Genomic DNA, 12,659 nt, shown 5'->3' with positions numbered 1-12,659 from the left:
CTCGATGCCAAAGGGGCGGTTTCCGCTCCTAACACCGGAGAAATGCGGCTAGAACCCTTTGACGGGATAAGGGGTGTAGGGCGTGCCCTTGCCCATGAAGCGTATTCGCTCCGCTTCGGTCACCGCGTTGCATTGAGCATTACCCAGCTTGTCCCAGTCTTCTTTGCACTGACGCCCCAACTCCTTCAGTCGCTCTGGGTTCGCCAGCAGCGCTTCGGCCGACTCGAAGGGCATCGGCTTCTCGCATGCGCTCAACAGCAACGCAATCAGTAGCAACGTAATCCTGTTCATCAGGCAATCTCCTCTCGTGATGTTTGCTCGGGCAGTAATGCCCGTTCCTGTGTCGGGCTCAGCCTTTCGATAAACCGGGCCAGTTGCTCGACCGGTTCGCCTTCGCGCCGTATCAGGTAGGTGGTCAGCATCGCGGGGCCGCCGGCCAGCGGCCGGGCCACGACGTCCGGGTTGTTGAGTTCAGTGATCCGAGCAAGGCTGGAGAAGCCCAGTCCGTATCCGGCAGCCACCAGCGCCATCATCAGATCCAGGGTCGGTACCCGGTCGGCGATGGTCAGGCGCGTGTCCACAGTGCCCAGTACCCGCTGCAGCTGTTGCCAGAAACCTTCGCAGACCAGCGGATCACAGAGCACCAGCGGATAGCGCAGCACTTCTTCGAGCGGCACGCGCCGATAGGTCAGCAGGGGGTGGCGGGCAGGTACCGCCACTACCAGTGGATCGAACCAGACCGGCTCCGCCACGAGCCCCTCGTTAACCTCGTCAGACTGGGCAAAGCCAATATCAAATAGGTCGTCGTTGAGCCCTCTGACCTGTTCGGTAAAGGTGACCTCCGACAGGCAGATCTCAACCTCCGGTTCCTGCTCGCTGCACTGGGCGAGCAGGGCGGCCAGGCGTGATTGCGGTATGCCGTCGGATAGCGCGACACGTAGGCGTCCGCGGTATCCGGCTGCGGCGCTCTTGACACTGGCCTTGGCTTGGTCGACGACAGCGAACACCCGCCGGGCCTCTTCTAACAACACCTGACCCGCCCAGGTCAGCCGTGTGCGACGCGTCGTGCGTTCGAACAGCTGGATACCCAGGCGGTACTCCAATTCCTTGATGATCCGGGAGAGGGGTGATTGCTCGATGTGCAGACGCGCGGCCGCACGCGCGAAGTGCAGTTCCTCTGCAACGGCGATGAAACAGCGAAGATGGCGCAGTTCCATGGCCTTTCCTCCATGTGTTGAGTCAGTTGTTGGGTTCGGCTTGGACGCTACCGGCCCAGCTTGGCTGGCGCCGCAGGTTGATGATCTGCAGCAGGGCGCCCAACGCAGCCACGCCACCGGCGCTGGCTGCCAGGGTCCAGGTCGGCATCTGCAGGAGCAGCACGAAGCCACCGGCAGCCGCGCCGATGGCACTGCCCAGGTAGAGAGCCGACTCATTAAGCGCGATAGCCAGGTTGCCATCGCCCTGAACCTGGCGCGCCAGGATCAGCTCGTTGTTCTGCGGCACTTGCAGTGCCCAGCCAACGGCGCCCCAGAGAACGATGGGCAGGATGACCAGCCAGGTGCCGAGCGCGGCAGTCAGCGGCAGCGCAAATAGAGATACGGCGAGGATCAGCATGATGGCGAAGGTCAGGACTGGGCCCTTGATACGATCCACCAGCGGGCCAATCAGAAAACTGCCCAGCACACCGCCGATACCCCACACCCAGAGGTAGGGAGTTACCGAGCGCACCGCGCCGTAGGTTGGATCCGCCAGCAGCGGGGCTATGAAGGTGTACATACCCAGACTGGCAATGGCCGCGAGCAGGGATACCAGCAAGATGACCAGTACATGGCCGTCACCCAGGATCGCCAGCTTCTGCCTCAGAGAGGTAGCCGTCGCAGCGGGCAGAGCTGGAAGTTTCAGCAGCAAGCCGAAGAACGCCACCAGGCCGAGTAGGGTGACCACCCACAGGGCGGACTGCCAGCCCATCTGTTCGGCGACGAGCAGGCTGAGTGGCACGCCCAGCACCACGCCACTGGCCATGCCACCCATGATGATGGCGATGGCTTTGCCTCGGCGTTCCGGAGTGGACACCGCCGCCGAGGCACCGATGCCCATGGCCAGGTAAACGCCGGCACCGATACCGGCGATGGCTCGCCAAATCATCAGCACGGTGAAGTCCTTGGCCAGCGCGCTGGCGGCGTTGGCGATGACGAACAGGCCCAGAGCCAGTAGCAGGCCGGTGCGTTGACGATGCGCCGGGGTGAGGGCGACGAAGATCGGGGAACCCAGGCCGTAGGCCAGGGTGAAGGCGGTGACCAACTGGGCGGCGACCGCCACGGACACTGAGAACGACGCCTCGATCATCGGGATCAATCCGGCGGTGACATAAGAGGCCATGCCGAGGGCGAAGGCTCCTAGCGCTATCAGGTAGATGGGGGACTGGTTGTGTGTGTGCATGCTCAGGCTCGCTTGCGCTCTAGTGGAGGCGCGTAGGTGGTACAGCTGAGGGATGTGGCCCCGATTCGGGGCCACATCCGGTTAGGGACTAAAGTTCGAGGCTGACGTCGTACTCGCTCAGCCAGGTGTTGAGGCCGACCGCCAGTTCCATGCCCATGCGTTCGTACATGGGCGAGACAGTGCCTAGCGGTTTGTCCAGGGCGTCCTTGATCCGGCTGGAGTCGAGCAGCGGTGTGACCGGCGCATTGCGATCGGCGAGGATCTCCGCCAGCGAATTGCGCAACGCCTGCTCGTAGGCCGGATCCTGGGTCGAAGGGTAGGGGCTCTTGACCCGCTCGGAGATCGACTCCGGCAGCAGGTCGCGAGTCGCCGCGCGCAGGATGCTTTTCTCTCGGCCGTCGAAGGCCTTCATCGCCCAAGGAATGTTGAAGGCGTACTCCACCAGACGGTGGTCGCAGAACGGCACCCGCACCTCGAGGCCAACGGCCATGCTCATGCGGTCCTTGCGATCCAGCAGGGTCTGTACGAAGCGGGTCAGGTTGACGTAGCTCATCTGCCGCATGCGCTGGTCCACCGCGCTCTCACCTGGCAACACCGGCGCCTCGGCGATGGCTTGGGCGTAGCTGTCTCCCAGGAAACTCCGCATGTCCAGCTGAGCCAGCAGGCCCTGGTCGAACAGTGGCTTGCCGTCGAAGTACTTGCCGGTGACCGAGGTCAGCCAGGGGAAAGTGTCGGCCTGGATCGCCTCCGGGTCGTGGAACCAACGGTAGCCGCCGAACACCTCGTCCGCGCTCTCGCCGGACAGCGCCACCGTCGAGTGCTTGCGCACCTCCTGGAACAGGCGGTAGAGCGATGGCCACATGTCGCCCCAGAAGGCTGGCGGCAGGTCGAGGGCGCGAACGATCTGCGCACGTAATGCCGGGTCGGCCAGTTCGCGACTGTCGAGGACGATTTCCTGGTGGCTGGAGCGGATCCTCTCCACCAGGTCGCGGACGAAGGGCGCGTCCGGTGTGCCGCGTACGGCATCGCCGGTAAAGCCGCTGCCGTGATCGACGAAGTCGAGCGAAAAGGAACGGATGTTCTCCTTGCCGGCGGCGAGAAGTTTCTTCGAGGCCAGCGCGGTGATGATCGAGGAGTCGAGGCCGCCCGAGAGCAGGCTGCACAGCGGTACGTCGGCGACGATCTGACGGTCGACGATGTCCTCCAGCAGGTCGCGGGTATGGCGGATGGTTTCGTCCAGCGAATGGCTGTGCTCGTGCGCCTCCAGCTTCCAGTAGCGGCGGCGGCCCAGGCCCTGGCGGTTGATGCGTACGAGCTCGCCCGGCATCACCTCGCGCATGCCGGCGAACACGGCGTGCCCCGGTGTCTTCACCATTTCCAGGATCTCGCGCAGGCCATCGGCGCGGACCGTGCGCGGTACCAGGGGGTTGGCCAGCAGCGCCTTGGGCTCGGAGCCAAACACCACACCATCGGCAGTGGCGAAATAGTAGAGCGGCTTGACGCCCATGCGGTCGCGGATCAGCAGCAGCTCCTGCGAACGCAGGTCCCAGATGGCGAACGCGTACATGCCATTGAGCCGTTCGACGAAGGCCTCACCCCATTCCACATAGGCGCGCAGCACCACCTCGGTATCGCTGCGGGTCTCGAACTGGTGTCCGCGTTGCTGCAACTCGGTACGCAACTCGCGGAAGTTGTAGACCTCCCCGCTATAGGTGATGGCGGCGACTTCACGCAGGCCGCCCTGGCGCGCAGTCATCGGTTGACGGCCGCCCTCCAGGTCGATGATCGACAGCCGGCGATGGCCCAGGCCGACCGGCCCGTCGATCCACATGCCGCCGGCGTCCGGCCCGCGCAGGGCCATGGTGTCGGTCATGCGTTGCAGGGTGTCGCGTTGCGCTTCCATGTTCTGGCTGTAGGACAGCCATCCAGCGATTCCACACATAGTCTTTCTCCTTGTGAATGGGGTTACCCGAGGCTTTCCAGGTCGCTATCCTCGGCCATCAGCACGCGCGTCTCGCAATGGACATAGCGCGTCGGTGGTGGGGTTTGGGCATGTGTTTCGAGGTCATTGAGCAGGCGCTGCAGCGCCACCGCGGTGTCGAGATCGGCGAAGGCCTGGCGTGGCGGCTCCTTGAGCGCCACGGCGCGCACCACCTGCAAGCACAGCCGCGAGAGCTTGTGCAGGGTGTCCAGGCCTGGCTCGTCAGGGGCGGTGGCGAACGCGTGCTGCACGTCCTCAGCGCCGTTCGCGTCACGCGTCCAGATCCGCAACTGGTCGTGATCCCATCGCGGCGTGTCGAACTCCAGGCGCGCGTGGATCAACTGGGCGTCGCGGTCGACGAAACTGAAGTCGACCGTGCGCTGGCGGACGATGTTGACGAAGCTGCTGTAGCCGGTCACCTGCGCCTCACCCAGGCTCGCCGTCAGCAGCACGGTATCGAGCACCTCGCTGCCGGAGATCGAGAAGTCCGAGCGCACGCCGAGCACACCCTGCAGCCTGAGTTGGCCTGCTTGGGGGCAGATCCAGCCGAGAAGATCCAGGGCATGGATCACCTCACTGGTTACGCCGCACGTTGGGCGGTAATCATTGATGCGATCCTTACCCCAGTGGAAGTTGGCGCGCACCAACTGCCAGTCATGTCGCTCGACCCACTCGCGCAGTTGCCGACTGGCCTCCGAGTAGCGCTCAACCAGGTCTAAGGCAAAGCCGCTGAATTGCCCCAGTCCGGCGTGGAGAGTGGCCAGGTCGTCCTGCGGTGTGACCAGCGGCTTCTCGCAGATCACGAAGCCCCGGTAGCCGGCCAGTTGCTGCAATACGGACGCATGGCTGTGGTCGTTGACGCTGACCACGACGATCTCGGGCGCGAACTCCTCCAGCGCGCGGCCGACGCTGTCGAAGTAGGGCAGGTCGATTGGTTTTTTCTGGCGACCGACATAGGCCAGAATGAGCGGCATGCCGGTGCTGGCGGCGATGTGTTCGAAAGCCCGCTGATAGCGCTGGCCGGCGTAGCCGAGGCCGATGATCAGGATCTTCATGCCGAGGCCTCCTGACGAATCAGTAGGCGCTCACCGCTGACCGTGAAACCTAAGGCGTGATACAGCGCACCGGCTTCCTCGGTGCTCTGCAGTACCACGGTACCGACGCCACGGTTGGCGAACCAGCGCAGCAGGTGCTGCATCAGTCGTCGGGCGATGCCGCGGTTGCGCCATTGGGGCTCCACCACCACCGACTGCACCCAGCCGGACAGACCATTGAGGCATCCAGTGGCCGGTGCGCGCTGGTCAATAATCGCCGTTGCGCAGCCGAGCACCTGACCTGACTCCCGGTGTTCGGCCGCCAGGATTTGCACGCAGTCGCTCTCACCCAGTCGGCTGGTCAGCCAGCTACGGTAGGCCGCACGCCAGCGCATGGCGTCATCCGGGGTCCGGCTCGAGTAGCTGGCCGAGGTGCCGTCCAGCAAGTGCGCACGCAGCTCGACCAGGCTGGCCAGGTCGGTAATGGTCGCGGGGCGCACGGTAAGGAAGGTGTGATCCATCTCAGGCCACCTCCGTGCCGAAGGCTTGGGAGGCCAGGGGTATGGATAAGTGCTCGAAGGTCTCGCGCAGCGAGGCCGCCAGATGCTCGATCTGCTCGTCGCTGTGGTTCGGGGTGGCGTTTACCCGGAAGCGTTCGGTGCCTATAGGTACCGACGGGTAGTTGATTGGCTGCAGGTACACGGCATGGATTTGCAGCAGACGTTCTGCCGCGGCCTTGCAGCGCTGCGCATCACCTACCAGCACCGGCAGTACGTGAGTCTGCGAGCAGGGCATGATTGGCACGTCGTAGTGCTTGAGGCGCTCGCGCAGCTTGGCAGTCTTGGTGCGTAAGAGATCACGCTCCGCGCTGCTTGCTTTGAGGTGATTCACGCTGGCCAGGCAGCCGGCCGTAATGGCGGGCGGCAGGGAAGTGGTAAAGATGAAACCGGTGGCGAAGGAGCGCACGGCGTCGACTATGACCTGGGTCGAGGCGATGTAGCCGCCTATAACGCCGATACCCTTAGCCATCGTGCCCTGGATGATGTCCACCCGGTCGGCCAGCCCGCGCTCGGCGGCGATTCCAGCGCCGCGCGGGCCGTACATGCCGACGGCATGCACTTCATCGAGGTAGGTGAGCGCGTTGTAGCGTTTGGCGACTTCGACGATCCCTGCGATGGGCGCAATGTCCCCATCCATCGAGTAGATGGACTCGAATACGACGAGCTTTGGCTGCCCGAGTGGGTAGCCAGCGAGTATTTGCTCCAGGTGGGCAAGGTCGTTATGCCGGAAGATTTTGCGCTCGTTCGGTGTCGAGCGAATGCCGTTGACGATGGAGGCATGGTTCAGCTCGTCGCTGAGTACCACACAATCGGGGATACGCCGCAGCAGGCACTGCAGGGTGGCGTCGTTGGAGCCGAAGCCGGTAGGGAAGACCAGAGCCGCTTCCTTGCCATGCCAATCGGCAAGGCTTTCTTCCAGGCGGGCATAAATCTCATGGGAGCCGCCAATATTGCGCGAGCCACCAGAGCCTGCGCCGTAAGTCTCCAGCGCGTCGTGCATCTCCTCGCGGACGATGGGGTGCTGGGACATGCCGAGGTAGTCGTTGCTGCACCAGACAACCACAGGTCTCTGGTTTGTACCTTTCAATTTGGCAAGTGGGTATTGACCGCAGATGCGGCTGAGGGTGGTGAAAGTGCGGTACTGGTTGGAGGACTTCAATGTCTCCAGTTGTTCACGAAGAAGTGCTTGGTACATCCGTATATCTCCTTAGCGATTACTGACACGTCGTTGTGTCTTCCCCATTCAGAAATAGCCCTGGCACGCGCCTTTACGGCCAGGGACGGCTATTCTTGTTTGGATTTATAAGGGTTACAATTTGACTGTTTATGCTATTACTGGAGGTAATCGGATGAGCGCGCCACGCACACTCGACCGCACCCGGGCAGAGCTGGCCGAGTTTCTGCGCAGTCGCCGCGAACGCATCACGCCAGAAGAGGTGGGGCTGCCCGCCGGCAGCCGGCGGCGGACGCCCGGATTGCGCCGCGAGGAGGTCGCTGCCCTGGCTGGAGTGGGACTGTCCTGGTACACCTGGCTGGAGCAGGGGCGGGACATCAGCGTGTCTTCCACGTTCCTGGATAACCTCTCCAGAACGCTCAAGCTGGACGCAACCGAGCGGCGACATTTGTTCCTGCTGGCTCACCAACGCTTGCCGGCGGAGCCAGGCAGGACTTGGTGCGTCGTATCGCCGCTGATACACCGCTTGATGGCGGACATCCCTTCGCGTCCGGCCTACGTGCTCAACCTGCGCTGGGATGTACTGGCCTGGAACGCGGCGGCGGATCGGGTATTCGGTTTTTCCGCGCACCCGGCGGATCGCCGCAACCTGCTGTGGATGCTGTTCACCACGCCGGCGATGCGTGAGCTATTCAATCCCTGGGAAGAGCAGGCGCTGCAGATCCTCTCGAGCTTTCGTCGCGACTTCGTGCGGGCGACCCAGGATCCGGATATTGCCGCGCTGGTGAAGGACCTGGAGAAGGTTGACCCAGACTTCAAGGCCTGGTGGCGACAGCAGGACATCCACGGCCCCTGCCAAGGCATACGGCATTTGCACATTGAGGAGATTGGTCAGGTGGTCTTTGAGCACACCACGCTGACTATCGATGAGGATCGCCACCTGCGCTTGGTGTATTACGCGGCGAAGGAAGGTAAACCTGAGAGTCGGCTGTTTGAGCAATGGCTGCAGCAGGAACCTGGGCTGGAATGAGCGCAGCACCATCGCTTAGCCGATCGCCGGCCCGCGTTGCCGCCCCAACTGCCACGACACGCTATTGCCCTGCACGACTGCAGAAATGCTTTGCCCGAGCTTCGACTCGATCACGGGCTTCCAAGGCACCAGGCTGAAGCCGAGACCGTCGTCGAGTAGGGCGAAACGGCCGCTGGCCAACTGCACGCTGCGCCGATAAATCCCGCTGACACGTTCGCCGTCTAAAGCCGGGCGGTACTGCATACCCGTATTCGCCATGATGTCCTGAACGGTGGCCGATAGCTCGCGCCCACGCAGTGTCGCCAGCAGGTTTCGGGCAAGCAAGACACGCGCGCCTTGACGTTCGGCCAAGCCCTGATCCACCAGGTAATCTGTACGTTGACGCAGTGCTCCGCGCACCTGCGCGCCAAAGCCCTTGCCAGTCAGATCCTTACCGCCGTCTATCAATTGCTGATCCAACCACGTAGCGCCCATAGCGCGGATCTGCCGCTCGATGGATAGGGGCGTACGGACATTAACGGACACGTCGCCAAGGCGGCGGGTGTCGTACTGTCGGCCCAGTTCGGGCAATTCGGCTGGCACGCGCCAGACGCCCTCGGCAACCCGCTCGACAATCCCAGCCCGACGCAAGGCTTCCAGGCGCCGCACATGGGATTCGACCAGAGCCCGTGTGTCACGACCTAGACTCTTGGCTACTGCAAGGTGATGATCGCTGCGATACAGGCCTCCGGCTGCCTGTGCAGCAATGCTGCGGTCTATTGCTCGCGGCTCGAGCGAGCCTCGTGCCTCGACCACCGCGCCGAGCGGGTAGACGACCAGTTCCATGCGGGCGGGCAATGCGAGGTAGTGGGCCTTGCCGTCAATACCGTCCACCACCAGATAGCCCTTGTCGTTTAGTTCGTCCGCCAACCCTTTTGCTACCACCTGGCCGACTACAACGTCGCTGCCGGTGCTTGGCTCGAAGATCGCGATGTCACGCTGTACGCCCCCCATGGCGCGCTGCATCGTTCGCACGATATCGCCGCGCTCGCCCATAGCTCTTAATGTCGCTTCTATATCGCGACCTATAGTCCACTGGCCAGGTCGATCCTCGATGGCAAGCCCCATCTTCTGTAAGTGCTGCAAACGTCCGATCAATAGTTGCCTGCGTGGGTGGCCGGTCAGGCTGTCAAGGACTACCAGATCGGCCTGGCGTTCGCGTAACAAGGCGCGATCCAGGCTCGTCCAACGTTCTTGCTGCACCTCGTGCTGCAGGCTGCGCTGGATCTCCAGGTCGGTGCGCGGGCCGAGCCATTCTGTTGCCAATTCCGCGGCACGATTGCGCATGCCCTCGGCGATGTAGTCACGGGCAATAATCAGATCCTTGCCCGTCTCGTCCTTGCCGCGCAGCACGATGTGGGTGTGCGGGTTGTCGGTGTTCCAGTGGTCGACCGCCACCCAGTCGAGGCGGGTGCCCAGGTCGGCCTCCATGCGGCTCATCAGATGGCGGGTGTAGGTGCGCAGGTCATCGAGTTGCTCGGCATCCTCGGGTGAGACGATGAAGCGGAACTGGTGGCGATCCTCCCGGCCGCGCTCCTCGAAAGCTTCTACGTCGGCCTGATCGGTCTGTGGGCCGTAGGCTTTGCCGGGTTCGCCCTCGCGACTCACGCCGTCGCGCTCGATGTAGCGCAGGTGGCTGAGGGTCGAGCGTTTGCCGGCCTGACGCAGGTTGACCAGGCGAGTCTTGATGGCCACCCGGCGCGAATTGGGCGACACTTGCTGCGCACTGAAGCGCGCGGCGACATGGCCGCGGCCGAGGCGTGCGCCGGGTTGATGTCCTGCCTTGCGAGTCTTACCGGTACCAGCCTTGTTTGACTGTCGCAGCACCTGGTTGATGAAGGTCTGATCGCGCTGTTTCGCTGCCCCCGGTCGGGGGCGGAAGCGCTGTTCGCCATCGTGCTCTCGGTCCTTGGTCATCCTGATTACTCCTCCAGCGTGATCGCACTGCAGCGTGCCAGGCACGCCTTCTGACTAAGTCTGATGCGGGTAAACGGCACTGCTCGGCACCTAGCTAGGGCAGGGTTTGTGCCGCCTCCACCCCATGTGCAGACGGCCTTCAAGCGCCACGAAGTGCTGCGCCCTTTTATCTTGCCCTCCGCTTTTCCCAAGCCTTGGTGCTACAGAGCGCTGTGTTCAGGTTGCTCAGGAATCACACCGGCGGATGCCCGAGCCGGTGGGCAAAGAGAGAGCCGTCTGCACTGTGGCGGCGCGCGATCTCGCAAGCCAATCAAGTGCGCTCGGCAGGCAGGTTGTCGCCAGGGAGGTAAGGTCATGGCCGCGTCTCCAGCCACAACGGCTGCGCCCGGCCGATCACCGTGGCGGCGGAGATAGGCCCGAAGTAACGACTGTCGAACGACTCCGGATTGTCGACGCTGATTAGGAACAGCTCATCTCCTGCGAGGGGACGACATCCCTGCCAGGCGGGTAGTGGGCGGCCGAGTTGGTCATGCGCTAGCAATTCGGCTACGACTTGGTCGTCGACCAACACGTGCTTCCCCCTTACGCACACGCGCTGTGGCGCGATGGCGAAGACTGTCTTGAGCAGTGGTATGTGTGTCGGCAGGTAGCTGCGCTGTGCAGCCAGCGTCGCGGCAGCCGGCGGAAGCCGAGTGAGCAGGATATCGCCAACCGCTGGTGAGCCGGTCAGCGTGATGCGGTACCAGCCCATCGGCACGCTGTCGGAGCCGTTGTAGATGATCCACTGTAACGGTGTGCCAAACGCCGACCAGACCAGTGCAGCCAAGCTGCCAACAACCAGTAGCAACGGCAGCCAATTGAAGTGAGTGCGAGTCGTCAATGCAGCGCACTCCCCGCAATCCAGGCGACATGCCTATCGCACGTATATGCGGGCAATGGCATGCGTGCGCGTAGGCGGTTGCCCAACGTTCGCCAGTAACTTTGGGACACCTGTGTTGGGTCGAGGTCGAGCGCCTCGATAGCATCTATCTGCGTGAGTACGGCGCGTACCTGATTGTCGCCATCTGCTTGCAGCAGGGCACTTGCACCGGGCCAGATGCCAGCGATGCGTTGCATCGGCTCGTGGAGCGTCCCGGCCTGCAGCACCAACAACTGCCAGCGAGTCGTGCCGTAGTCGTTGGCTTCCCAGCGAATACGACAGAACAGGGTGCCTGGCGCGAACAGCGCAATGCTCCTTCTGAAATTAAGCCGGCGGGTTTGCGCTGGGTGACCGAAACGCAGGTAGAGGTTGAAGCGTTGCTCCACGCATGCCAGCAAGACGCGCGTCAGCGGTATGCCGTGTGCGCATTCAGCCAGTACTGGTGGCGATTGCTCCGCCAGGGTGTTGGTAGTCATGGGGTGGCCTCCGGGAACTGTTGCTCCAGCAACTCGCGCAACATCTCGGCCACGGTGATGCCCCGGCTGAAGGCGGCGACCTTGATGCGTGCGCGTAGCGCGGGCGTGATGTCGAGGGTCAGTCGAGCCGTGAAGCGGACGCTCTTGCTGGTGTCGCTGGCGCTACCCTGGCGTATCCAGGTTTCGGCCTGCGGATCGGCCAGTGGCCGCGCACCTATGCCGATGCGCTTAGCACTCATGTGGTCCACCTCAACAGCTCGTCGACGAGGCTGCTGATCTCGCGCGCGGCGGCGCTGTCGGGGGCCAGTTCGCGTGCCAGCCGCCCAGCGGCCACACTCTCGGCGAAGACGATGCGCTGGCGCACCTCGGCCTGCAGGGCGGGCAACGGTTGGTCGGCGAGGGCACCGCGGGCCTCGCGGCCGATCACCGTGGTGCTGACGCGACGGTTGATGGCGAAGGCGGCGCGCAGTGACGGCCTGAACACCTGTGCCTCGTGGATCAGATTGACCATCTCCGCGCTGGCCCACAGGTCGTAAGGGCTGGGCTGCACCGGTATCAACACGCGGTCCGCTGCCAGTAGCGCCGAGCGCGCCAGGGCGGCGATGCGGGGTGGACCGTCGATGATTATGTGGTCGGCCTGTTTGGCCAGCTCTGGGGCTTCCTGATGCAGGGTCTCGCGCGCCAGGCCGACGGCGCTGAACAGCCTGGGCAGCCCCTGCTGGCTGCGCCGTTGCGTCCAGTCCAGCGACGAGCCCTGCGGGTCGGCATCGAGCAGGATCACGGTCTGGCCGCGAAGGGCCAGTTCACCGGCGATATGGGTGGCGAGGGTAGTCTTGCCGACCCCGCCTTTCTGGTTGAGCAGGGCGACGATCATGGCCTGGTCCTCCAGGCAAAATGCCGTCGCGCAGCACCTGTCCACAAAAGGGGGCTGCCCCAATAACAAGTTAGAGCTTTTACGTTAGTTAAGTTAAGGGAGGCTGAAAGCCGCGCCAGTCTTGGCCTGTAGAGGCGTTCGTGCGCCTGATAGCACGATAGTCGTACTCCTGATAGCACGAGCCGCTTTGCGCCTGATAGCACGAGTGAATTCACA

General features: G+C 63.4%; 13 protein-coding genes. 1 reads left to right on the top strand and 12 read right to left on the bottom strand.

The window, feature by feature from the left end; translation table 11 throughout:
- Nucleotides 1-48: 48 nt before the first annotated feature.
- From TMS3_RS19765 to hemA, 7 genes are all read right to left on the bottom strand, one after another.
- Nucleotides 49-291 (bottom strand): EexN family lipoprotein, encoded by a 243-nt coding sequence (locus TMS3_RS19765; RefSeq protein WP_025167029.1) that lies wholly within the window; start codon nt 289-291, stop codon nt 49-51.
- Complete coding sequence (locus tag TMS3_RS19760) at nt 291-1,217, bottom strand: LysR family transcriptional regulator (protein WP_025167028.1); 927 nt, start codon at nt 1,215-1,217, stop codon at nt 291-293. Before TMS3_RS19760 ends, TMS3_RS19765 begins: the two co-directional genes overlap by 1 nt.
- A gap of 22 nt (nt 1,218-1,239) precedes the next feature.
- Nucleotides 1,240-2,439: an MFS transporter gene (locus TMS3_RS19755; protein WP_025167027.1), complete on the bottom strand. Its 1,200-nt coding sequence runs from the start codon at nt 2,437-2,439 to the stop codon at nt 1,240-1,242.
- An 88-nt stretch (nt 2,440-2,527) separates the two neighbouring features.
- Nucleotides 2,528-4,381 (bottom strand): asparagine synthase (glutamine-hydrolyzing), encoded by a 1,854-nt coding sequence (gene asnB / locus TMS3_RS19750; RefSeq protein ID WP_025167026.1) that lies wholly within the window; start codon nt 4,379-4,381, stop codon nt 2,528-2,530.
- A gap of 23 nt (nt 4,382-4,404) precedes the next feature.
- Entirely contained in the window at nt 4,405-5,475 is a 1,071-nt protein-coding gene (locus TMS3_RS19745; RefSeq protein WP_025167025.1) for a Gfo/Idh/MocA family oxidoreductase, read from the bottom strand.
- Nucleotides 5,472-5,975, bottom strand: coding sequence for a GNAT family N-acetyltransferase (locus tag TMS3_RS19740; protein WP_025167024.1), 504 nt, complete (start codon nt 5,973-5,975; stop codon nt 5,472-5,474). The genes TMS3_RS19745 and TMS3_RS19740 overlap by 4 nt, the downstream gene beginning before the upstream one ends.
- Nucleotide 5,976: 1 nt before the next feature.
- Entirely contained in the window at nt 5,977-7,209 is a 1,233-nt protein-coding gene (gene hemA, locus TMS3_RS19735) for a 5-aminolevulinate synthase (RefSeq protein ID WP_025167023.1), read from the bottom strand.
- Between the two features lie 154 nt (nt 7,210-7,363).
- On the opposite strand from hemA, the gene TMS3_RS19730 reads away from it, so the two are divergent.
- Nucleotides 7,364-8,218, top strand: coding sequence for a helix-turn-helix transcriptional regulator (locus tag TMS3_RS19730; RefSeq protein WP_025167022.1), 855 nt, complete (start codon nt 7,364-7,366; stop codon nt 8,216-8,218).
- 15 nt (nt 8,219-8,233) lie between these two features.
- Here the strand turns inward: TMS3_RS19730 and TMS3_RS19725 are convergent, their stop codons facing one another.
- From TMS3_RS19725 to parA, 5 genes are all read right to left on the bottom strand, one after another.
- Nucleotides 8,234-10,174 carry a relaxase/mobilization nuclease and DUF3363 domain-containing protein gene (locus tag TMS3_RS19725; protein WP_025167021.1) on the bottom strand — a complete coding sequence of 647 codons (1,941 nt, stop codon included), beginning with the start codon at nt 10,172-10,174 and terminating at the stop codon, nt 8,234-8,236.
- Between the two features lie 352 nt (nt 10,175-10,526).
- A complete protein-coding gene (locus TMS3_RS19720) occupies nt 10,527-11,054 on the bottom strand; it encodes a S26 family signal peptidase (RefSeq protein WP_025167020.1) in 528 nt (175 codons plus the stop codon).
- The gene (locus TMS3_RS19715) at nt 11,051-11,569 is read right to left on the bottom strand and encodes a DUF2840 domain-containing protein (RefSeq protein WP_025167019.1); all 519 of its coding nucleotides are present in this window, start codon (nt 11,567-11,569) and stop codon (nt 11,051-11,053) included. The genes TMS3_RS19720 and TMS3_RS19715 overlap by 4 nt, the downstream gene beginning before the upstream one ends.
- On the bottom strand, nt 11,566-11,808 hold the full coding sequence (locus TMS3_RS19710) for a hypothetical protein (RefSeq protein ID WP_025167018.1): 243 nt from the start codon (nt 11,806-11,808) through the stop codon (nt 11,566-11,568). Before TMS3_RS19710 ends, TMS3_RS19715 begins: the two co-directional genes overlap by 4 nt.
- Nucleotides 11,805-12,443, bottom strand: coding sequence for a ParA family partition ATPase (parA, locus tag TMS3_RS19705; RefSeq protein WP_025167017.1), 639 nt, complete (start codon nt 12,441-12,443; stop codon nt 11,805-11,807). The genes TMS3_RS19710 and parA overlap by 4 nt, the downstream gene beginning before the upstream one ends.
- Nucleotides 12,444-12,659 lie beyond the last annotated feature (216 nt).

It is taken from the genome of Pseudomonas taeanensis MS-3 (assembly GCF_000498575.2).
In the GTDB taxonomy this organism is placed as follows: domain Bacteria; phylum Pseudomonadota; class Gammaproteobacteria; order Pseudomonadales; family Pseudomonadaceae; genus Aquipseudomonas; species Aquipseudomonas taeanensis.
Note: the sequence above shows the minus strand (reverse complement) of the source record. Positions and strands in the feature narration are given on the sequence as shown.

Excerpts from the sequence above, each read along its gene's own strand:
- TMS3_RS19765 (WP_025167029.1), bottom strand. The coding sequence starts at position 291 with ATGAACAGGATTACGTTGCTACTGATTGCGTTGCTGTTGAGCGCATGC.
- TMS3_RS19760 (WP_025167028.1), bottom strand. The coding sequence starts at position 1,217 with ATGGAACTGCGCCATCTTCGCTGTTTCATCGCCGTTGCAGAGGAACTG.
- TMS3_RS19755 (WP_025167027.1), bottom strand. The coding sequence starts at position 2,439 with ATGCACACACACAACCAGTCCCCCATCTACCTGATAGCGCTAGGAGCC.
- asnB (WP_025167026.1), bottom strand. The coding sequence starts at position 4,381 with ATGTGTGGAATCGCTGGATGGCTGTCCTACAGCCAGAACATGGAAGCG.
- TMS3_RS19745 (WP_025167025.1), bottom strand. The coding sequence starts at position 5,475 with ATGAAGATCCTGATCATCGGCCTCGGCTACGCCGGCCAGCGCTATCAG.
- TMS3_RS19740 (WP_025167024.1), bottom strand. The coding sequence starts at position 5,975 with ATGGATCACACCTTCCTTACCGTGCGCCCCGCGACCATTACCGACCTG.
- hemA (WP_025167023.1), bottom strand. The coding sequence starts at position 7,209 with ATGTACCAAGCACTTCTTCGTGAACAACTGGAGACATTGAAGTCCTCC.
- TMS3_RS19730 (WP_025167022.1), top strand. The coding sequence starts at position 7,364 with ATGAGCGCGCCACGCACACTCGACCGCACCCGGGCAGAGCTGGCCGAG.
- TMS3_RS19725 (WP_025167021.1), bottom strand. The coding sequence starts at position 10,174 with ATGACCAAGGACCGAGAGCACGATGGCGAACAGCGCTTCCGCCCCCGA.
- TMS3_RS19715 (WP_025167019.1), bottom strand. The coding sequence starts at position 11,569 with ATGACTACCAACACCCTGGCGGAGCAATCGCCACCAGTACTGGCTGAA.
- TMS3_RS19710 (WP_025167018.1), bottom strand. The coding sequence starts at position 11,808 with ATGAGTGCTAAGCGCATCGGCATAGGTGCGCGGCCACTGGCCGATCCG.
- parA (WP_025167017.1), bottom strand. The coding sequence starts at position 12,443 with ATGATCGTCGCCCTGCTCAACCAGAAAGGCGGGGTCGGCAAGACTACC.